The following is a 21,182-nucleotide window of genomic DNA, read 5'->3' on the forward strand; positions in this document are numbered from 1 at the left end:
CAAAGATGGTCGACATTGCCACCCGCGTTTACAATCATAAATGGAAAATCGACCCCATCGTGCGGTCGTTGATTGATACGGATTTTTACAAGCTCTTGATGTGTCAGTCGGTGTTTCGCAATAAACCCGACACGCAGGTGACGTTTTCGCTGATCAATCGCAGCAAAACCATTCGTATGGCTGACCTGATTGACGAAGGTGAGTTGCGCGAACAACTAGACCACATTCGCGGCCTGTCATTGTCACGGGGCGAAAGCACATGGCTCAGGGGTAATTTGTTTTACGGCAAACGCCAGATGTTTCGCCATGATTTCATGGAGTGGTTCGAAAACCTGCGCCTGCCACCTTACCACCTCGAAAAACGTGATGGTCAATATGAACTGACGTTCGAGGGTAGCTGGCCTGAGGTGATGCTCTGGGAAATTCCCGCACTTTCCGTGTTAATGGAACTGCGATCCCGCGCTGTTCTCAAAGATATGGGGCGGTTTGAATTGCAGGTACTTTATGCGCGCGCCATGACCAAGCTATGGCAAAAGGTCGAAACACTGCGCGAAATTCCCGATTTGAAACTGGCTGATTTTGGGACACGTCGCCGTCATTCTTTCATGTGGCAGGATTGGTGTGTTCAGGCCATGAACGAAGGTCTGGGTGACGGTTTTGTTGGCACGTCAAATTGCCTGATCGCCATGCGCCGAGAACTCGAAGCGATCGGCACAAACGCACATGAGCTGCCGATGGTCTACGCTGCACTTGCGGAAAATGATACGCTGCTTGCACAAGCCCCTTATGATGTTTTGTCGGATTGGCACGACGAACACGACGGCAATCTGCGCATAATTCTACCTGACACCTATGGAACCGAAGGCTTTTTGCAAAATGCGCCAGATTGGCTGGCGGGATGGACGGGTATTCGGATCGACTCTGGTGACCCGGCAACGGGTGCCGAAAACGCGATCAACTGGTGGAAGGCGCGCGGCGAAGACCCGCGCGATAAACTGATCATTTTTTCGGATGGCTTGGACGTTGATAAAATCCGCGAACTTAGTCTTCAGTTCACTGGCCGGGTCAAAGTGTCCTTTGGTTGGGGTACTTTGATGACCAATGATTTCCGCGGCCTTGTGCCCGATGATCGCCTCGCGCCGTTTTCTGTGGTGTGCAAAGCCGTGTCAGCAAATGGTCGCCCCACCGTTAAACTGTCAGACAACCCAGAAAAAGCGATGGGCCCAGCGTCAGAAATTGAACGCTACAAACGGGTGTTTGGCGTTGGAAAACAGGACAGCTTTGAGGTGGTCGTCTAATTATGGCTTATCAGGTTCCCCGCGCAATTTATGCGGGGACATGCCGTAACGCTGGCGGAAAAGTCGTGAAAAATGCGACGCCGAATTAAACCCACAGGCCAGCCCGACATTCATCACGGACATATTGGTCTGCAGCAACAAATGTTGCGCGCGTTGAAGACGCAAATCCGTGTAGTACTTCTTTGGCGTTGATTGCAGATACCGGCGAAAGAGCCGTTCCAACTGCCGTGTCGAAATATTTACCGTCTGCGCCAAATCACCCGGACGCAGAGGTTCTTCTAGGTTGGTTTCCATAAGCGCCAGAATTTCTGACAACTTTGGATGGCGGAACCCAACTCGGTCAGCAACCTGTACCTTTGCGGAATGCTGCAAAACGCGAATGTTGGTATACATTAATTGATCAGCCACCAAATTGGCCAAAGCATCGCCTTGTGTTTCAGACACAAAATGCAACATTAGATCAATGGATGCAGTGCCCCCGGCGGTCGAATAGCGTCGTCCCTGCAGGGTATAGGTGTATTCGGATATTTGAAGGTCGGGAAATTCCTCGGCAAAACTTGATTGATTTTCCCAATGAATGGCAACTGGTACATCTGGCGCGATCAGGCCCGCCTTTGCGAGCGCATAAGCGCCCGTGCATAATCCACCCATAGCCACGCCACTGCGTCCGCATTTGCGCAACCAATTTAAGACAGCGGGTGTGACAATCTTTTGAACATCAGCACCCGTGCAAACAACAATTGTATCGTCTCTATGGCAATCTTCTAGTGCGCTATCTACAGGAAATGAACCACCAAGAGAATCATAAACAGATTCTCCGCTTTCTGAGCAAACAACCGTTTCAAAGAGTGTCGTGCCACTAAGTCGGTTCGCGATCCTCAAGGTTTCGAGCGCACTGGTGAAGGAAATCGCAGAATATTGAGGTAATAGCGCAAATACGAAACGCTTGGGTTTTTGATCTGGAGTGGTTTCGATCATGCCTGAGCCATAAGTTTAGTGCGGTTTAGGTGCAAACCAAAAACATTCACGCCGCCTATTTAGGATATGAAAAAAGGGTGCGTCCCAATGTGGTATAGCGAAAATTGTTGTCTTATGTAACTCTAAACCGCGTTATTTAGGGGTAAACGTCTGCCTACATCGATAGAGATGCTATGAGAGGTGGTACATCCAGTCGCAAATCTTCGCCCGACTTCGCAGGTTTGACCTTTTATTGATCTCTTAATAGCGACGTGATGTCGTTTTTGCGTGCTCGTATGATGAAAAAACGATGTTAGTCATCTCCGTCTATTTTTCCACGCATAGCTTTGACTTCGCCGCGTACCTTTTTTGCCTTGATCCGACGGTTTTTGGAACCCAAAGTTGGCCGTGTTGCTATGCGTCGTTTTGGGACGACAGTTGCCTTTTGGATTAATTCAACCAAACGTTCCCGCGCAATGTCACGGTTGCGCTGTTGACTGCGTGTGTCTTCAACCCGCAGCAGCAATGCACCATCCAATGTCCAGCGTCGTCCAGCTAGCCTTTTTAAGCGCCGCTTGACGGGATCGGACAGATTTGGAGATCGCTCGGCTTCAAATCGTAATTCAACCGCTGTGGATACTTTGTTCACGTGCTGACCACCGGGGCCAGATGATCTGGTAAAGCTTTCGGAAAGCTCCCAGTCTGCGATTGTGATTTGATCCGTTACATACAACATCTGGCTAAGATACGCGGGATTTGAATTCGGTGAAAGCAGACAATCGTATGCATAAAAACCATATCGTAAATCTGGCTGAAAAATGGAAAGAGCCTCCGCCAGATCAGCGGAGGCTCCCCTCGAGAATTGGAGGTGGCAAGCAGGGAACCCTAGGGCACCCGAAGCCAGATATTTTACTAAGGGGGCTGCCCCCTAACTCAATACCTCACTCGAAACCTTTACCAGCTGCTCCTGTTTCCCAATAATCATTGGCACCTCCTTTCTGGTTATTTGTACACTTAGGATGGTGCCATAGATTTTGTGTTTGTCAAAAGAAATTACGCACTATGTGGCGAAATTTTTGTAACAATCATGCGAAAAGGGATAAGAGCGATAAGCGCAATCGTGAGTTTTACCAACCAATCAGCCACTGCTAAAGTCACCCAAAGAGGTGCTTCAGGGCCAACATTTAGGAATGGTACAGCGTCCCACGCCCAGCCAATTGCACCATCTGCATTTGCACCAAAAACGGTAACAGATGCGGAAAACGCGATGGTGAAAAATAGCGCTGTATCAATGGACGAACCGATCAAAGTCGAGGCCAAAGGCGCACGCCACCAAACACCGTCGCGAAGACGGTTAAAGACTGCAACATCAAGAAGTTGCGCTGTCAGGAATGCAATGGCTGACCCAACGGCAATGCGAAGCGGAACCAGCGGCCCAAATTCACCCATGATTTGTGTACCAATCAGGGAACAAATGATACCAACGACAAAGCCAACAAAGACAACTTTGCGCGCAGATTGCACGCCATAAACGCGGTTCATCACGTCTGTTACAAGGAATGCGAAAGGGTAAGTGAATGCGCCCCAAGTCAGAAGCCCATCAAGCAGTAAAAACTGCACAAGAATATTTGAGGCCACCACAATAGCAGCCATGGCAATTACGCCAGGAAGAATACGTGTCATTTTTTTGATCCGTTTTAACAAGGTCGCGGAGACTTGGCCCAGCGTGGTCACTGGGACGCGCCCCTCTAGCACAATGATGAAACCAAAATCAAGGTAGACGGTATTCTACCAACGCACCGCGCCTGATATTGGAAAAGTCGTCGTCTGACACCATCGACAGTCGGATTGAACCTGTTTCATCCTGCCAAACACTTATGCCTTCGAGATTGCCGAATTGCCCTACGGTGGTGTGCAATACGGTTTCCTGAGTAAGTATTTGATTTTCAAATTGAAAGCGGCGCACGCGCGACCGAAATCCAATAAGTCCTGAGATGTCACGCTCTAAGACATAGAACCAACCATCCGGGCCAAAATCGGCCCCTACTGGCAGGAAATGCCCCTGTGCAGGGATGTCAAAAACGCTTTGCCAACCACCTGTTTGGTATTGATACACCGGAAAACTATGGTTCCTAATTTCTGGTCGTTCTGGAATGGCAAAGAGGCGGCCATTTGCGTCCGCCGCGAGTGCCTCCAGAGATCCATTTTCGGGCAGCTCTGAAAAGATGTCAGACAATGGAAGATATTCGATATCGCCAGAAGGGGAAAGTATAAGAACACGGTGCAGACGCTCAATAGAAACCGCCCAGCGGCCATTAGGCAGTTTGGCAATGCCTTCTGAGTCGACATAATTCCAATCACTGTCATTGTGTTCGGGGAAGGGGAGGTTTTGATCGCCTGAGACCGTAATCCGAACCGCGCGGCCGTCTTCCCGTTCGATATTGCCGCGAAACAAATGACCGCGATCGGTGATTGCTGTAAACCGCGTACCCCCATCATCTATTTCCACGCCAGAAAACCCGCCAAAGCTGTCCAGCGCGGCTTTCAAGGGTAGCCGGCCTAAAAATTCAGGCGGGGTATAAGTGCTCGGGCTGTTTCCAGCCATAGCACCACCTAGCATCATTGCCGCAATCGCAGCTATTGAGAGGACAAAACGCGTTCGCATTGGCGTGGCAAATCTTCCAAAGTGAGCTGTCGACGTGGACGTGATGGTGCTACTGGGGCATTGGGGTCTGGTGCAGGCGGGTTAAGGATATCTGCGACCCATTGGCGTGCAGCGTCACACCCATCGCCTGGCGGTGGAGGGGCTTGATCTTCGCAGTGGCGAGCGCCGCGTGGGCAGGCCATCCGAACGTGAAAATGGTAGTGGTGCCCCCACCAAGGTCGAATTTTTCGTAACCAGCTGCGATCACCAGTTTCATCATTACACATCTGAACTTTTGCGCCGGGGAACACGAAAATGCGCGCCACGTCAGAGTCTTGGGCAGCAGCACGTAAAATAGCGTGGTGTTCTGGCGTCCAATTGTCGTTCACATATGCGCCCCCTGCGCGACGCATGGAGATAGATGATAGGTTTTCGCGGGCGCGACGTGATAAATTTAGATCCATGGCTGGGCGCATCCAAATGTCGATATCAAGCCCGATTTGGTGTGAACGGTGCCCTGACAACATAGGGCCACCACGCGGCTGGGAAATGTCGCCTATATAAAGCCCATTCCAACCGATACGGTCCGCCTGCCGAGACAAACGTTCAATGAAATCAATGGTTCTGGGATGCCCCCAATTCCGATTGCGTGACAACCGCATAGCTTGCCATGTGGGGCCGGTTTCGGGCAATTGTTCTGCTCCGGCAAGGCATCCACCGGCATAGCTGCCAAAAGGGCGTGAACGCTGTTGCGATGCGGTATCGTGTTCGCCGAACAGCTGTCTGGCTTCTTGGGCAATGCAGGCGTGGCTAAATGCGAGAAGAAATAAAACACTTAAAAATCTGATAATCATAATTGGGGCCTCTCTCCCTCTGGTTTGACCCATATTAACAGGACAAGCCCAATAGCGAAAAGCCCGATAAGCGGCGATACGCCGAGGCGCGGGCTTTGGGTTATGGTTGTTACAATGCCAATCAGAGCTGGTGCTAGAAATGCTGTTGCTTTGCCTGATAGGGCGTAGAGGCCGAAAGCCTCGGTCGGGCGATCCGGATGGGTGTGGCGCACCATCATTGATCTTGATGAAGCCTGAATGGTGCCGCCGGCGGCTCCGATAACTGCTCCGCAGATAAAGAAAATAATGTCGGGCATCGAGGATTCAGCAGCGAATGCAATGCCAAACAATCCCTCTCTTGTCATACCCACGATCACGGCACAGACCACCATAAGCGTTAGGATGCTAATGACGATTACGGGCTTAGGCCCATATTTACTGTCTGCCTTTCCTCCGATCCACGAAAATATGGCCGCTGTAATTGCGCCAACAATGCCGAAAACGCCAATGTAAATAATAGGCCAGTCCAGCACGAGCTTTGCGTATATTCCGCCGAAACCATATAGCCCATTTAATGCATCTCGGTATACCATTGAAGACACGAGATAGGCCGCCACAGATTGTTTTAGAGTTTTGATGGTTTGCCACAGTTGAGCCAATGCCTGAGGAACAGACACATCTGAGTGCGCTTGCGGCGGCTCCTTGACCCACCGAAAAAAGAAAATCATAAAGAAAGCATACCAAATCGCCGTAAAAGGCCCGACAAATCGTGTGCCTTCGCGTAGGTCAGAATCCAAACCCAACAATGGCGTTATGCCGAGCAAGGTTTTCCCACCCTCATCTGCAAACAACAATAGCATGAGTACAAGCGCGAGTACGCCACCTAGGTACCCAAACGCGAAACCAGAACCGGAAATTTCGCCTATTTCATCTCGGTTCCCGAGGTCGGGCAGTATCGAATTTGTAAAAATGGTTGCGAGCTCATAACCTATAAATCCGATTGCAAAGGCGAACAGCATCCAAGTGGTGGTCGAGCCATCTGAATAAGTGAACCACAAGGCTCCTGCACCAAACACATACATTGCAGAAAAGAATTTTATCCATCTCATACGGTAGCCAGATGAATCAGCAATCGCCCCCAAGACCGGAGCGCAAAATGCAATTGCAAGTCCGCTGAGCGTTTGGGCAAGAGCCCAAGTGCTTTGGGCCTGTGCTTCGGCGGCGTCTTCACTTAGCCCGCCAGCCATAAGTGCATCTGCTATGGTCGCGCCAATGTAGGGTCCAAAGATAAAGGTCAATAACAGGGTGCTGTATGGTTGACTGGCCCAGTCAAAAAAGAACCAGCCCCAAACACGCTTTTTCAGTGAAACTTCTGCCATGACCTGCCCCTCGTTATTATCCTTGGTATGACAGGCATCCAGTCAATATGGCAAGAGGCCTTACATTTCCGGGGGCCAAATACGGCTGTCTTCGGCTGCGATCCAGTTTTTTACCCAATCCGGCAGTTCGGGGCTTTGCATTTCAGCGTTGAGGGCGGCTAATACGCGTGTTGGTGCAACAATCCCGTTCTTATCGGTGACGGCCGAGCGATAGAGCGCTTGGCTCGTGCAATCGCCATCGCGCCACATGGATTGGACCAAGTAGATAAACCGGTCATCCCAGCCCACCGCGCGGCTGCGAATTTCAACGCGATCAAACATGCGAACGCGTTTACGATACCGAACGGATGATCCCGCGATCGTCATGCCCCATTTGTTTTTCTGCAATGCAGAGGCCAGCCCCATACGCATAGACAGAGGAATGCGGCCAAGATCATAGATTGTCAGTGTCCGCCCATTATTGAGTTCCATCCAAAAATCGAGATCCCACGGCCAACACCGGTGATGAGAAACATGCACTCCCAAAAGCGGGAGGGGTTCAGCATTACGGTTCTTAATGACTTCTTTGGCCATCCGGAAAATTGGATACATCGGTGTCTCCTGAATAAGTCTTTCAGGTGCCCTTCTATTTAAAGAGGGTCAAGGCAGACGTAACGGAAGATGGCTTGCGTCTTGGCCGCGCAATGCTTAGGTCTTTTGCGACCCAAATTCGAAAGGACTGTCCGTCATGCAATCGCTTTTTCAGATCATTATGTTGATCCTCGATATCGTATGGTTTGTTATGATTGCCCATATCATCATGAGCTGGCTGATCAATTTTCAGGTTTTGAACCTGCATCAGCCAATCGTTGCGCAGATTTGGTATGGTCTAAATCGAATGCTGGAGCCAATTTATGGACGCATTCGCGAATTCCTTCCGTCTACGCCTGGGCTGGACCTCGCGCCTTTGGTTGCGTTTATCGCTTTGATTGCAATCCGCATCATTTTGCAAAATAATGCGATGGCCTTCTACTAAAGACATCTCTGTGTGATAGTTGCGTCAGCTGAGCAGTGTTAAAACAAAGGCCTCAATGTCCCCGCCGATAGAATTGCTGTCGTCCGTATTTGGATTTGATGAATTTCGCCCCGGTCAGGCGGAGATCGTAGAAGCTGTGACATCTGGTCAAAATACGCTGGCAATTATGCCTACAGGTGGCGGTAAATCTCTTTGCTTTCAGTTGCCTGCACTGTGTCGTGATGGGGTGACAGTGGTGATTTCCCCACTGATTGCACTGATGCGAGATCAGGTTCGGGCGCTGCGCCAAGCCGGTGTTGAAGCGGGAGCACTGACCTCGGGCAACACCGAAGAAGAAACTGCTGAAGTATTCGAAGCGCTTGATAGTGGGCGGATGAAGCTTCTTTATATGGCGCCTGAGCGTTTAGCCTCTGGTGGTACGGTAAATTTACTGCGCCGCATTGGGGTCTCTATGATTGCGGTTGATGAAGCGCATTGCGTTAGCCAATGGGGGCATGATTTCCGCCCCGATTATCTTCGTATTGGTGAGCTGCGCAGTGATTTGGATGTTCCCTTGGCAGCATTCACCGCCACCGCCGACGAAGAAACCCGTACAGAAATCATAGAGCGCCTCTTTGCCGGGCAGAGGCCCGAAGTCTTCCTTCAAGGTTTTGACCGCCCGAATATTCATCTGGCTTTTCAGGTGAAGAATGGACCGCGCCAACAGATTTTATCATTTGCGGCAGCGCGCAAAGGGCAATCAGGGATTGTCTATTGCGGGACACGAGCAAAAACAGAAGGCATCGCACAGGCGTTACGTCAGGCAGATCATTCTGCCTGTCACTACCATGGCGGTATGGACGCCCAAGATCGTCGTGGTGTCGAAGCACGGTTTCAACGCGAAGATGGCCTGATTGTTGTTGCGACAATCGCCTTTGGCATGGGGATTGATAAACCCGATATTCGTTGGGTGGCGCACGCTGATTTACCGAAATCCATCGAAGGCTATTATCAAGAAATCGGTCGGGCAGGGCGCGATGGTGCCCCTGCTGAAACGTTGACATTATTCGGACCGGATGACATTCGTTTTCGCCGCACCCAAATTGATGAGGGCCTTGCCCCGCCAGAACGGCGAATGGCGGATCATGGGCGACTGAATACGTTGCTGGGCTTGGCAGAAGCGCGCCATTGCCGTCGGCAGGTTCTTCTGGCCTATTTTGGTGAAAGTGCGGAGCCTTGTGGCAAATGTGATCTATGCGATACGCCTGCGGACCTCTTTGACGGAACGGTTGCTGTTCGCAAGGCGCTGTCAGCGATATTGAGGACAGGTGAATATTTCGGCGCCGGGCATTTGATCGATATTTTATTGGGCAACGAAACTGACAAAGTACGCGAACGTGGGCATGATGGTTTGCCAACATTCGGTGTCGGCAAGGAATACGATAAGAGGCAGTGGCAAGCTGTATTTCGGCAAATGATGGGTTATGATCTTGTTCGGCCAGACCCAGAACGCCATGGGGCACTGCGCATGACCGAACGCGCGCGTCCAATTTTACGTGACGAAGAAACGATTGAGCTACGCCGAGACACCATTCGTCACGCGCCGCGCCGGCCGGCTGTAAAAACGTTAGTTAGCGAAGAAGATGCACCGTTATTGTCAGCCCTAAAGGCTAAGCGCCGCGCATTGGCCGAAGCAGCTAATGTTCCCGCGTACATTATTTTTAACGACCGCACTTTGATCGAAATGGCGGAAAAACGTCCTATTTCTTTGGATGCGATGGCCCAAGTCAATGGGGTTGGTGCCAAAAAATTAGAAAGTTATGGCGCGGCATTTCTTGAGATTATTACCGGAGATACGCCGGATGAAATGCATCCAGCCCGTCGCAAACTAGCGGGTCGAAATGCAGCGCAGTTGTTTGACCGGCTTCAGGATGCACAAGGCGCGCTGTGCCGTGGTGTTGATGGTTCTGGAAAATACCTTACATGTAGCAGCGCAACCTTACGTCATATTGCGGAACGACAGCCGTCTGATTTGCGGGCGATGGCATATATTCCGGGTATGACTGAACAAAAAACAGACCGCTTTGGTCATGCGTTTTTAGAAATACTAGCCGAGGATGTTTCCTGATGTTGACCGTTGTATCACCAGCAAAAAAACTAAATGAAAATGCGAAAACGGTTTTGCCAACCACCTTACCGGGATTTCAAAGCGATGCAGTGGTGTTGGCAGAGACGGCGCAGAAGCTAACTTCAGCTGATTTGCAAAAGCTGATGGGGATCAGTGAAAATTTGGGAAAATTGAATGTAGAGCGCTTTGCAAAATTTGATGTAAATCCCGAAACGGATGCAGCAGTCCCGGCCGCATTGATGTTTGCTGGGGATACATACGCGGGTCTAGAGGCTGCAAGCCTAGACGATGAAGAATTTTTATGGGCGCAGGATCATCTGCGGATATTGTCGGGGCTTTACGGGCTATTAAAACCTTTGGATTTGATCCAACCTTATCGCCTGGAAATGGGCAGTAAAATGCACAACCCAAATGGTAAGAATCTCTATGAATACTGGGGAGGCAAGATTTCAGAGGCGCTAAACAAACAAGGTGAAGCCCTTGGAACTGACGCGTTGGTAAATTGCGCTTCGGTTGAATACTTTGGGGCGGTGTCCCCGAAGAATCTAAAACTTCGAGTAATCACGCCAGTGTTCATGGAAGAAAAAGCAGGCCAAGCAAAGATCGTGAGCTTTTTTGCAAAAAAAGCACGAGGCGCGATGGCGCGTTTTATGATTGAACGACGGCTGACTGATCCAAACGCACTGAAAGAGTTTGATACAGGTGGATACAAATTCAATCCGAAAATGTCAGAAGGCGATCGCTGGGTCTTTTTACGCGATTACCCCACCACATAACTATCCAGTTGCTCTTTGAGTGGCGTCTTCGGTATTTGGCGGAACACATTCCACTGGGCATAAGGCGATGATTTTGTCGTGAATCTCGGCTTTCCTCAGTGGTTTGGTAAGGTAATGGTCAATGCCCGATGCCAGTATATCTGCATCATCTCCAGCCATGGCATGTGCTGTCATCGCAACGATGGGGGTGCGGTTTTTTGATTGATCCGTTTCCAGTTGCCTGATGTTTTTTGCGGCTTCTTTGCCATCCATGATCGGCATGGAGATATCGGTAAAAATAAGGTCTGGCTGGAATTCGTCAAACATTTCAACGGCTAATTGCCCATTTTCAGCAAATCGAAGATCAATATCCAAGGTCCTGACCATTTTTTCAAAAACAAGTCGGTTTGTTTTGTTGTCTTCAGCTGCGAGAATGCGCATGCGTCGTGGCTGTGTTTCCGAAGGGGTTTGAGTGGATTCAGGTGTGCTCGGAATGGCCGTTGGATGGGGCACCTCTTTTACTCGAGGCGTTTCTTTTGATGTGATTTCGTTTAGAGCGGCATAAAGCGAATTTCGCGGGGTAGGTTTTTGGATAATACGTTTACATCCGAGCGCCATTACGTCGCTGTGATTGGGCATCGTTCCCGTAGATAGGAAAATTACTGGCGGGGCCATTGGGCGTATACTGATCGCTTTCATAAAGGACAGTGGTGACATATCGCTAATTTCTGCTTCGGCCAAAATGACGTCACAGTGGTGGTCAACATTATCCAATGCTTCGCTTGCGGTTGCATATACTGTGGCGGAAATTCCGAAGGCCGCCAGTTGGCGTTCCAGTATCGCACCCGTCATATGATGTGGTGCAATTATTGCGGCTTTTTTGACTTGCTCTGGAATTGTTATAGGGGGTGCTACACTTTCGGCTTCGATGGGAAGCGTAATTTTAAACCCGAAACATGACCCTTCGTTTTTGACGGAGTCGACCCAGATATTACCACCCATCAACTCGACCAGTTGTTTGGAAATAGCAAGTCCAAGACCTGTACCTTCGAATTTGCGGTTCTTTTCATCTTCAACTTGGCTGAATTTGCCGAAGACATGGTCAATCATGTCCTCCGAGATGCCGATGCCGGTGTCTTCAATCGATACGTGAATTTGCATTTCGTTGGTTTCTTCCATTTCGATACCAACGACACGGATGATGACATGACCCTGTTCCGTAAATTTAACGGCGTTGCCAATTAGGTTGGTCAGGATTTGTCGAATACGACCAGGATCGCCTATAAATCCGGTGCGCATAAACATGTCAAAATCGACCAATAGATCGATGTTTTTATCTTTGGCAGATGGCATAAGAAGAATTGCGATTTCGTGAATACTTCTCTCTAGATCAAAGACTTCCGGATGAAGAGATAGCTTTTCAGCTTCAATTTTTGAATAATCAAGAACGTCATTAATGATTACGAGTAAGGCCTCGCTCGAATTTTTGATGGTTTGAACGTAGAGAGACTGCTCCTCATCCAATTCTGTATCACGCAGTAGGTCCGCCATCCCGACGACGCCGTTCATTGGCGTTCGGATTTCATGGCTCATATTTGCAAGAAACGCTGATTTGGCTCTGTTCGCAGATTCGGCGCGCTGGCGTGCATCCTTTAGCTCGGCCTCATAACGAATTGTTTCTGTGATGTTTAAAGCAAGTGTTACGGTGTCTCCGCTTGCTCCGCGCTTGTCGATGAGGCGGATATATTCGTCATTCCATAGTTTTATTGTGCGAGGTTCAAGATTTTCCCACTGCCAGCGTTCCAGCATCTCAGCCTGCCATTCCGCAGGGGGTTGATTGTCGATATCAACGATTCCCTCTTCGGTGAGAAGCTCTAGAATACGCCCATATGTGACTCCAATTTGAACCTCTTCTAACCCATCAAAAATCGCAATATAGGAATCGTTTGCGGTGATCAGCCTACTGTCTGGATCAAATACGGCAAAGCCGTCTTGGATTGTTTGTACGGAGTCCCACAAACGGCGTTCAGCCACTTCTAAATCAGAACGAACTTGGGTGTTTTCCCCTTTTAGGGCTTCGGCTACATTGCGGACTTCTTCCACCTCTTGGCGTTTTTCCACAATCTCATCCGAAAGCGCGCGAGCGTGCTTTCCCAGTTTTTGGTTTGCCGAAAATAATTCAGCTTGCTTCAATTCTAATAGACGCTCAGCCGCTAGTCGCCCACGGCGTTCTTGCGCGAGCTTATCTGACAAATCCATACTAGGTCCCCAAGGCACGAGTGATTCCGCACCAGATTGCCTGATTGGACTAAACAGTCGATTAATCAAAACCACGTGATTGCAATTAAAATCGCGGTTTTTCTTAGATGTCGCTTAAGTAGGTTGGTTGAGGAGGTGCTTTAGAAGAGGTTGAAGGCTCTGACTATTTTGCCCGAGCTGCTGCAAGACCTCTTGTTCGTATTGCCGAGCCAAGGGAGTGAGTTCCTCCATCATATCGCGGCCTTTTTGGGTAAGGGCGAGTTCAATGAGGCGCCGATCTTTGGAGTTTTCGCGTTTGGTGACATGACCCGATGCTTCGAGTCTTGTTGCAGCACGACTGATCTTGGACTTATCCATGTCAATCCTGTTGTGGATTTCTCGAACACTCACTGCGCTGGTTTGGCTTAGGTGGGCAACAAGACGCCATTCGGCCAGAGAGATACCAAACTTTTGTTTGTAGATTTCCGCAAATCCAGCGCTGACTCGTGAAGATGCCGCTGCAAGTTGGTACGGTAAGAAATCCTCAAGTACGAAGTCAGTCAAAACAGGCCCCTTTTTTGTTGTTGCAGATAAAACCATTTTTTTGACCCTGTTCGCAAGCCGTTGACATGACAATTTCAACAGCGCAGTTTCGCGACATGTCTGAACGTACTGAAATAAACGACCGATTAGCGCTCCGTCTTAAAGAGGCGCGGCAGGCGCTTGGTCTGTCGCTTGAAGCTGTATCAAAACTATCTGGTGTGTCACGCTCAATGGTGAGCCAAATTGAGCGAGGAGAATCTTCGCCAACGGTTGCAACATTGTGGAATTTGACGCGCGCACTTCAAGTTGATTTTGCAGGCCTGCTGGAAACGGGTCCCACCGAACGCATCGAAGTTCTGCGGGCGGGGGATGTTCCAACAATCGCGCAGCATGGCAAGGGGTGCCATATTCGTATTTTGTCGCCTCCCGAAGATGCGGGGAAAAGCGAGTTATATGATTTGCAGTTCGATGATGCTGGTGAGCTGAACAGTCAGCCTCATAGCCAAGGTGCGATGGAAACATTGTCGGTTGTTGTGGGCACGGTGCGGGTGACGTCCGGTGCGCTAAGCGAAGTGCTACACAAAGGGGATACCGCCCGATATGCAGCTGATTGTCCGCATAAGATTGAGGCAGTCGGTGGTATTGCTCAAGCGTTGCTTATTGTGAAAAACGGATAATGATCCGTAATATTGGATAAATCCGTTATTGTGGATTTATATTCTGTTATGATAGAGTTTCTTAAAGGGAGCATATCATGACGCATCGATTCTATTCGCACATCCAAGATACACTGCAAGAAATCGAAGATGAGGGGCTTTTTAAGCGTGAGCGCACTATTGTGTCTGCGCAGGCAGGGCGTGTCTTGGTGCAGAAGGGGGATGGGCAGCGCGTCGAGATGGTCAACCTTTGCGCCAACAATTACCTTGGTTTGGCCAATCACCCAGACTTGATTGCAGCGGCCAAGGGTTCGTTTGATGCTCAAGGGTATGGTATGGCTTCCGTGCGGTTCATATGTGGTACGCAAGACTTACATCGCGCGTTAGAGCAAAAAATAGCTAGGTTTTTAGGCAAGGACGATGCCATTTTGTTTGCGGCATGTTTCGATGCGAATGGTGCTGTTTTTGAACCTTTGCTCGGTGCCGAAGATGCGATCATTTCGGATGCTCTTAATCACGCATCGATCATTGATGGGATACGTTTGTGTAAAGCTAAGCGGTATCGCTACACAAATTCCGATATGACGGAACTTGAAGAACAGTTGAAACAAGCAAAACTGGACGGTGCGCGTTTTATAATGATCGCGACCGATGGCGTTTTTTCGATGGATGGGTATTTAGCGAAATTACCAGAAATTACGCAGCTGGCCAAAAAATATAATGCATTGGTGATGGTCGATGATTGCCATGCAACTGGGTTTATGGGGCCGCAAGGTCGTGGCATGCACGCCCATTTTGGCGTTGAGGCCGGAGTCGACATCTTAACAGGTACCCTCGGCAAAGCGCTCGGCGGCGCAATTGGTGGTTACATCGCAGGAACACAAGGTGTCGTTGATCTGTTACGGCAGCGCGCCCGCCCCTATCTGTTTTCGAATTCTCTTCCACCTGCGGTGGTTGCGGCAGGCATTACGGCATTAGACATCATTGAAAAAGAAGATGCGCTTCGTGATCAGCTTTTTGAAAATACGGCCTATTGGCGCTCTGGATTGGCCAGTTTGGGGTTCGATTTACTAGAAGGCGAGCATCCTATCGTGCCCGTCATGCTAGGCGATGCGAAGCTGAGCCAATTGATGGCCGCTGATTTGTTTGCGCGCGGTGTCTATGTCGCCGGCTTTTTCTTCCCCGTTGTTCCCAAAGGGCGGGCGCGTATTCGCACACAGATGAACGCCTCTCTCACGCGGGATGATTTGGATTTCGCTCTAGAGGCTTTTGGTAAAGCCGGGCGCAATGTGGGGGCGATTTGATGTCAAATTTGATGAAAGCACTGGTCAAAGCAAAGCCAGAAGAAGGTTTGTGGATGGAACATCATCCTGTGCCTGCAATTGGGCCGGATGACGTTTTAATACGTGTGCGAAAAACAGGTATTTGTGGGACAGATATCCACATATGGAATTGGGATGAATGGGCGCAAAAAACGGTTCCCGTACCGTTAATCACAGGCCACGAGTTCGCTGGTGAAATTGTTGATATGGGGCGTAACGTCGAAGGGCTGCAAATTGGTCAAAGATGTTCTGGAGAAGGGCACCTGATTGGGAAGCATTCCCGTCAATCTAGAGCTGGAAAATTTCATTTAGACCCTGAAACCCGCGGTATTGGGGTAAATGAGCAAGGTGCCTTTGCCCAATACCTTAGATTGCCCGCTTTTAATGTCGTGCCATTGCCTGATGAAATTGATGATGAAATAGGCGCAATTCTGGATCCATTAGGAAACGCGGTTCATACAGCGCTTTCTTTTGATCTCATAGGTGAGGATGTATTGATAACCGGGGCCGGGCCGATTGGAATTATGGCTGCTGCGGTCGCTCGGCATGTGGGCGCGCGTCACGTGGTGATCACGGATGTCAATCAGGAGCGATTAGATTTGGCTGGACGCGTCACGGATGTACGGCCTGTTAATATCGCGCAAGAAGAGCTTTCAGATGTAGTGGCTCAACTGGGCATGACAGAAGGTTTTGACGTTGGCTTGGAGATGTCTGGAAATCAGCGCGCGCTTGATCAAATGGTTGAAGCGTTGGTCATGGGCGGGCGTATTGCATTGCTTGGAATTCCCCCAGGAAAATCCCCAGTTGATTGGTCTCGTATCGTTTTCAAAGCGATTACGATAAAGGGCGTTTACGGAAGGGAGATATTTGAAACCTGGTACAAAATGATTGCGATGCTGCAAAACGGATTAGATGTGCGCAATGTCATAACGCATCGATATTCTGTGGATGCGTATGAAGAAGCGTTTTTCGCCATGAAAAGCGGCCAATCTGGGAAAATTGTACTGAATTGGCCTTAAAGGTATGTAGCTTTAACCTTCGTTCATCTTACAAAGGGTATAGGCGAGGGAGCGCAGAAAAAACTTGGTTATAAAATTAAGTCGCCCACTCACGGACGCGTCTCCCTCGTTAAGCAGGTTCTCACTAAGGGCTGTACTTTGCAATTATTGATGCGTTAACAAACATGTTTGTTTCGTGTATTACACGGTGTGTATTTGGCGGTTCGTGAAATGAACAGATATTTTGAATGGAAAAACAAGGCGGCAACAGTTGTTGTTGCTTCGATGGTGTTGGCAATTCTAGGACCATTTGGAACCTACAACACTTTGTCCTTTTTGCCTCGCCTCCTATTCTGGTTGGGCGCAGTGTCAGCCGTTGGTATCCCTGTCAATTGTTGCATATATTTGATCGGGGTTTCAGGGTGGGGGTTGGACCGGCCCGCAGTTGTTTCCATTCTGAGTGGTGCGTTTCTTGGGTCTATTCCTGGTGCGCTTATCTTGGCCTTATTCTACTTTCAGATGAACGAATTTGAGTTTGGCTGGTTGTCGTTTGGTAAGATGATGATCCTAGTCTCAACGATTAGCGTGGTCATAGGGTTGAGCGAGTTTAAGATATATGAATTCAATCGAAATCTGCCAAAGAATAACCCGTCGCAAACGTCTTCACTGGATTGCAACGCCTTCTTTAGTCGAGTGTCTCCAGAGTTGGGGCGTTCACTTGTCTCATTGAGTAAGCAAGATCACTATCTTGAGGTCGTTACTGATAAGGGAAGTGAAGTAATATTATTGCGTATGGCCGATGCAGTGGCCGAATTGGCAGCGTATAACGGTATTCGAGTGCATCGTTCTCATTGGGTGGCAATTGATGCAATCGTAGGATTCGAACGTCGTGATTCCCGTTGTTTTGTGCTGTTGAAAGGTGGTCGTGAGGTCCCGGTTAGTCGCCCCAATGTGACATACGTTAGGGGGTTGGCTGCATCGGTGAATTCCGGTGGCGGTTGACTTCGTTTCAAATGCAACGATATAAGTCCTGAAACCGATACACCGTTAGATTTGATCTAGCAGTATTCAGGAGACGTATCATGACAGCTGAAAAAGCACGTGAAATAATTCGCGCGGAAACCTCCGTTGGAACAGCCACAAGGTATATGCCGGGATTTGGCAATGACTTTGAAACCGAGGCCTTGCCAGATGCTTTGCCTCAGGGGATGAACTCGCCGCAGAAATGCAATTATGGCCTCTATGGCGAGCAGCTATCAGGGACAGCATTCACAGCGCCAAGCCATCAAAATGAACGCACGTGGTGCTACCGCATTCGCCCGTCAGTTAAGCACAGCCATCGGTACGAAAAGATTGACATGCCGCAATGGAAATCTGCCCCGTGTATTGATCCCGATGTTATCAGTTTGGGTCAATATCGTTGGGATCCAATCGAAGCATCGGGTGCGCCTTTGACATGGGTGACGGGTATGCGGACCATGACAACTGCTGGGGACGTAAATACGCAGGTTGGCATGGCATCTCATGTGTATTTGGTGACTGAAACGATGGAGGATGATTACTTCTTCTCAGCGGATTCTGAGTTATTGGTTGTACCCCAAGAAGGTCGGCTGATTTTCCATACTGAACTTGGCACCATTGAGTTGGAACCCAAAGAAATTGCGATACTTCCGCGGGGCCTATTGTACAGAGTCGAAGTGGCAGAAGGACCTGCGCGCGGTTTCGTTTGTGAAAACTACGGGCAAAAGTTTGAACTACCGGGACGTGGCCCAATTGGTGCAAATTGTATGGCCAATCCGCGTGACTTTAAAGCCCCTGTCGCGGCTTTTGAAGACCGCGAAGTACCATCGACAGTTACAATAAAATGGTGCGGGCAGTTTCACAAAACGCACATCGGTCACAGTCCATTAGACGTTGTGGCGTGGCATGGAAATTATGCCCCAATGAAGTATGATTTGCGTACTTACTGTCCGGTTGGCGCAATCTTATTTGATCATCCCGATCCATCGATTTTCACAGTATTAACGGCACCTTCGGGCCAGCCCGGCACAGCGAATATCGATTTTGTGCTGTTTCGCGAACGTTGGATGGTGGCAGAAGATACGTTCAGACCGCCATGGTATCACAAAAATATCATGTCGGAGCTTATGGGTAACATCTATGGGCAATACGACGCCAAACCTCAGGGGTTTGTTCCGGGCGGTATGTCGCTGCACAATATGATGTTGCCGCATGGGCCGGATAAAAACGCATTTGAAGGCGCGTCAAACGCGAACCTCGGAGCGGAAAAGCTAGATCACACCATGTCATTCATGTTTGAGACACGCTTTCCACAGCATTTGACTCCATTTGCGGCGAACGAAGCGCCAATCCAAGACGACTACATTGATTGCTGGACTGACATTGAAAAGAAATTTGATGGTAAGCCGGGAAAAAAATGATGAAACTCTTTGGGTATTGGCGATCAACAGCTGCGTACCGTGTTCGAATTGCGCTAAATCTTAAGAAAATCGCATATGAACACGTTGGGGTGGATTTGGTCGCGGGCGGCGGTCAGCAACATACAAATGCATATGGGCATAAAAACCCATCCCATTTGGTGCCCGCGCTAGAGCTTGAAAGTGGTAAAGTTCTGACGCAATCGCTAGCGATCATCGATTACTTAGACACTTTGGTGCCTGCGCCGCCGCTTTTACCTACCCATCCTGAAGCCCGGGCAGAGGCGCTCGCTGTGGCGCACGTTATCGCAATGGATATCCATCCGATTAATAACCTCAGGGTGGTGCAGCATCTCGGGGCGACCTTTGATGCAGATGCTGAGGCCAAAGCTGAATGGATGCGTCATTGGATGGCTACCGGATTTGATGTACTGAACGCTTTGGTGAAGCAGGACACAGCGTTTGCAATGGGCGCAGCTCCAGGACTTGCAGATATTTGCCTTGTTGCGCAGTTTTATAACGCTCGGCGATGGGGCTTGGATCTACAGGCTTATGGGCGTTTAGCCGAAATAGAACAGGCGTGTTTGGCGCTAAAACCATTTGCTGATGCGCGGCCCGAGGCCCAGCCTGACGCGACGAATTAAGGAAACTAAGATGTCTAAACTGATGAAATCGTGGGTCGAGAGCGCGAACTCTGACAAATCGCCTTTTCCTCTGAATAACTTGCCTTATGGCGTTTTTTCAATGGGTGAAGAAGATCCGCGATGCGGCGTTGCGATCGGGAATTTGATTTTGGATGTCGCCTACCTTGAAGAAGAAGGCGTGATCGTTCTGGATGATGAACCGGTCCTTGACCTTCCGTTCTGGAACGAAGTGATGGAATTGGGACAGGCTACATGGGCTGATCTGAGGGCGCGGTTGATTGATCTACTGTCTGAAGATGGGGATCCTGTCTTGCTTGATGACATTGAGATGCGCAGCCGCGCCTTTGTTGCTATGGATGAGGCCCAACTTCATCTTCCAATTGTTGTGTCTGAATACACCGATTTTTACGCGGGTAAGCAGCATGCGCAGAATATGGGCGCTATTTTACGAGGCTCCCCTGACCTTCCTGCGAATTGGCTACATATTCCGATCGGGTACAACGGGCGGGCATCTACTGTCGTGGTGTCAGGCACTGATATTCGGCGCCCATTGGGGCAAACAAAAGCACCAGATGCCGATATGCCAAGTTTTGGGCCAACAAAGCGTTTGGATATCGAATTAGAAATGGGGGCAATCGTCGGGGCAAACTCCGCGATGGGCCAGCCAATTTCTGTTGATCAGGCAGATGCTGCTATCTTTGGATATGTGCTTTTAAATGATTGGTCCGCGCGTGACATTCAGGGATGGGAATATCAGCCGCTTGGACCATTTCAGGGTAAAGGGTTCGGAACAACTATTAGCCCTTGGATCGTAACCGCAGCAGCTCTTGAGCCTTTCCGCGCGCCGACACCAGAGCGTGAAAAAGAATTGCTGCCCTATTTAGCGGGTAGCAAAGATGGCTTGTATGATATCGACCTTGAAGTTTTGATGCAGCCTGAAGGTGCCCTGACTGCAACTTCGCTCGCGAATACGAACTATAATCGGATGTATTATTCGGCAGCGGAGCAGTTATGCCATCACTCGATTGGCGGTTGCGCGATGAATGTCGGGGATCTGTTGGGATCGGGTACCATTTCGGGGCCGTCGCGTAGCGAATACGGGTCGTTGATGGAGCTCAGCTGGGCCGGACGCGAACCCTTTATGCTCGAAACGGGTGAAAAACGTGGGTTTATCGAAGACGGCGACACCCTGACACTGCGCGGAACCGCAAAGGGTGACGGATACCAAATTGGTTTTGGCGATTGCGTCGGGACAATTCTGCCGGCGATTTCTACACCGTTTGAAACCAAATAATCATCTGGATCGATTGTTCGATCAGAAATCTGCATAGACATTTATACGGCGCAGGCGCTGT

20 protein-coding genes are annotated in these 21,182 nt (G+C 49.6%); 11 read left to right on the plus strand and 9 right to left on the minus strand.

All coding sequences use genetic code 11. From position 1 onward, the window contains the following. The first annotated feature begins 5 nt into the window (after positions 1-5). The gene (pncB, locus tag G9C99_RS12610) at positions 6-1,298 is read left to right on the plus strand and encodes a nicotinate phosphoribosyltransferase (RefSeq protein WP_166417867.1); all 1,293 of its coding nucleotides are present in this window, start codon (positions 6-8) and stop codon (positions 1,296-1,298) included. Here the strand turns inward: pncB and G9C99_RS12615 are convergent, their stop codons facing one another. From G9C99_RS12615 to G9C99_RS12645, 7 genes are all read right to left on the minus strand, one after another. After that, the gene (locus G9C99_RS12615; protein WP_166417868.1) at positions 1,299-2,276 is read right to left on the minus strand and encodes a GlxA family transcriptional regulator; all 978 of its coding nucleotides are present in this window, start codon (positions 2,274-2,276) and stop codon (positions 1,299-1,301) included. It lies immediately after the preceding gene. A 292-nt stretch (positions 2,277-2,568) separates the two neighbouring features. Then, positions 2,569-2,991 (minus strand): alternative ribosome rescue aminoacyl-tRNA hydrolase ArfB, encoded by a 423-nt coding sequence (gene arfB, locus G9C99_RS12620; protein ID WP_166417869.1) that lies wholly within the window; start codon positions 2,989-2,991, stop codon positions 2,569-2,571. A gap of 317 nt (positions 2,992-3,308) precedes the next feature. Then, positions 3,309-3,938 carry a queuosine precursor transporter gene (locus G9C99_RS12625; RefSeq protein ID WP_166417870.1) on the minus strand — a complete coding sequence of 210 codons (630 nt, stop codon included), beginning with the start codon at positions 3,936-3,938 and terminating at the stop codon, positions 3,309-3,311. 88 nt (positions 3,939-4,026) lie between these two features. Further along, positions 4,027-4,860: an esterase-like activity of phytase family protein gene (locus G9C99_RS12630; protein WP_166417871.1), complete on the minus strand. Its 834-nt coding sequence runs from the start codon at positions 4,858-4,860 to the stop codon at positions 4,027-4,029. A gap of 32 nt (positions 4,861-4,892) precedes the next feature. Next, complete coding sequence (mepA, locus tag G9C99_RS12635; RefSeq protein WP_166417872.1) at positions 4,893-5,753, minus strand: penicillin-insensitive murein endopeptidase; 861 nt, start codon at positions 5,751-5,753, stop codon at positions 4,893-4,895. Continuing rightward, positions 5,750-7,111: an MFS transporter gene (locus tag G9C99_RS12640; protein WP_166417873.1), complete on the minus strand. Its 1,362-nt coding sequence runs from the start codon at positions 7,109-7,111 to the stop codon at positions 5,750-5,752. The genes mepA and G9C99_RS12640 overlap by 4 nt, the downstream gene beginning before the upstream one ends. A 60-nt stretch (positions 7,112-7,171) precedes the next feature. Next, positions 7,172-7,702 (minus strand): acyl-CoA thioesterase, encoded by a 531-nt coding sequence (locus G9C99_RS12645; protein WP_166417874.1) that lies wholly within the window; start codon positions 7,700-7,702, stop codon positions 7,172-7,174. Positions 7,703-7,838: 136 nt separating this feature from the next. Between G9C99_RS12645 and G9C99_RS12650 the strand changes: the two genes are divergently transcribed. The 3 genes from G9C99_RS12650 to yaaA are packed head-to-tail and all read left to right on the plus strand — an operon-like array spanning position 7,839 to position 11,009. Beyond that, on the plus strand, positions 7,839-8,126 hold the full coding sequence (locus G9C99_RS12650; RefSeq protein ID WP_166417875.1) for a YggT family protein: 288 nt from the start codon (positions 7,839-7,841) through the stop codon (positions 8,124-8,126). Between the two features lie 55 nt (positions 8,127-8,181). Beyond that, the gene (recQ, locus tag G9C99_RS12655) at positions 8,182-10,233 is read left to right on the plus strand and encodes a DNA helicase RecQ (protein WP_166417876.1); all 2,052 of its coding nucleotides are present in this window, start codon (positions 8,182-8,184) and stop codon (positions 10,231-10,233) included. Beyond that, positions 10,233-11,009, plus strand: a complete 777-nt coding sequence (yaaA, locus tag G9C99_RS12660; protein ID WP_166417877.1) for a peroxide stress protein YaaA — start codon at positions 10,233-10,235, stop codon at positions 11,007-11,009. The genes recQ and yaaA overlap by 1 nt, the downstream gene beginning before the upstream one ends. On the opposite strand, the gene G9C99_RS12665 is transcribed toward yaaA, so the two are convergent. Then, the gene (locus G9C99_RS12665; protein WP_166417878.1) at positions 11,010-13,247 is read right to left on the minus strand and encodes a response regulator; all 2,238 of its coding nucleotides are present in this window, start codon (positions 13,245-13,247) and stop codon (positions 11,010-11,012) included. A 114-nt stretch (positions 13,248-13,361) separates the two neighbouring features. Further along, the gene (locus tag G9C99_RS12670; protein ID WP_231704061.1) at positions 13,362-13,790 is read right to left on the minus strand and encodes a MarR family winged helix-turn-helix transcriptional regulator; all 429 of its coding nucleotides are present in this window, start codon (positions 13,788-13,790) and stop codon (positions 13,362-13,364) included. Between the two features lie 95 nt (positions 13,791-13,885). On the opposite strand from G9C99_RS12670, the gene G9C99_RS12675 reads away from it, so the two are divergent. The 7 genes from G9C99_RS12675 to fahA all read left to right on the plus strand — a co-directional run bounded on the left by G9C99_RS12675 (position 13,886) and on the right by fahA (position 21,121). Beyond that, on the plus strand, positions 13,886-14,446 hold the full coding sequence (locus tag G9C99_RS12675; RefSeq protein ID WP_166418007.1) for a helix-turn-helix domain-containing protein: 561 nt from the start codon (positions 13,886-13,888) through the stop codon (positions 14,444-14,446). 77 nt (positions 14,447-14,523) lie between these two features. Then, positions 14,524-15,729 carry a glycine C-acetyltransferase gene (locus G9C99_RS12680; RefSeq protein ID WP_166417880.1) on the plus strand — a complete coding sequence of 402 codons (1,206 nt, stop codon included), beginning with the start codon at positions 14,524-14,526 and terminating at the stop codon, positions 15,727-15,729. Further along, on the plus strand, positions 15,729-16,766 hold the full coding sequence (gene tdh, locus G9C99_RS12685) for an L-threonine 3-dehydrogenase (RefSeq protein WP_166417881.1): 1,038 nt from the start codon (positions 15,729-15,731) through the stop codon (positions 16,764-16,766). Before G9C99_RS12680 ends, tdh begins: the two co-directional genes overlap by 1 nt. A 210-nt stretch (positions 16,767-16,976) precedes the next feature. Then, positions 16,977-17,747: a LytTR family DNA-binding domain-containing protein gene (locus G9C99_RS12690; protein ID WP_166417882.1), complete on the plus strand. Its 771-nt coding sequence runs from the start codon at positions 16,977-16,979 to the stop codon at positions 17,745-17,747. An 80-nt stretch (positions 17,748-17,827) separates the two neighbouring features. Next, a complete protein-coding gene (hmgA, locus tag G9C99_RS12695; RefSeq protein WP_166417883.1) occupies positions 17,828-19,186 on the plus strand; it encodes a homogentisate 1,2-dioxygenase in 1,359 nt (452 codons plus the stop codon). Continuing rightward, positions 19,183-19,827, plus strand: a complete 645-nt coding sequence (gene maiA, locus G9C99_RS12700; protein ID WP_166417884.1) for a maleylacetoacetate isomerase — start codon at positions 19,183-19,185, stop codon at positions 19,825-19,827. Before hmgA ends, maiA begins: the two co-directional genes overlap by 4 nt. A gap of 10 nt (positions 19,828-19,837) precedes the next feature. Further along, positions 19,838-21,121, plus strand: a complete 1,284-nt coding sequence (gene fahA / locus G9C99_RS12705) for a fumarylacetoacetase (protein WP_231704062.1) — start codon at positions 19,838-19,840, stop codon at positions 21,119-21,121. Positions 21,122-21,182: the final 61 nt, after the last annotated feature.

Origin of the sequence: Cochlodiniinecator piscidefendens, from assembly GCF_011326755.1 — a bacterium.
GTDB lineage: Bacteria > Pseudomonadota > Alphaproteobacteria > Rhodobacterales > Rhodobacteraceae > Cochlodiniinecator > Cochlodiniinecator piscidefendens.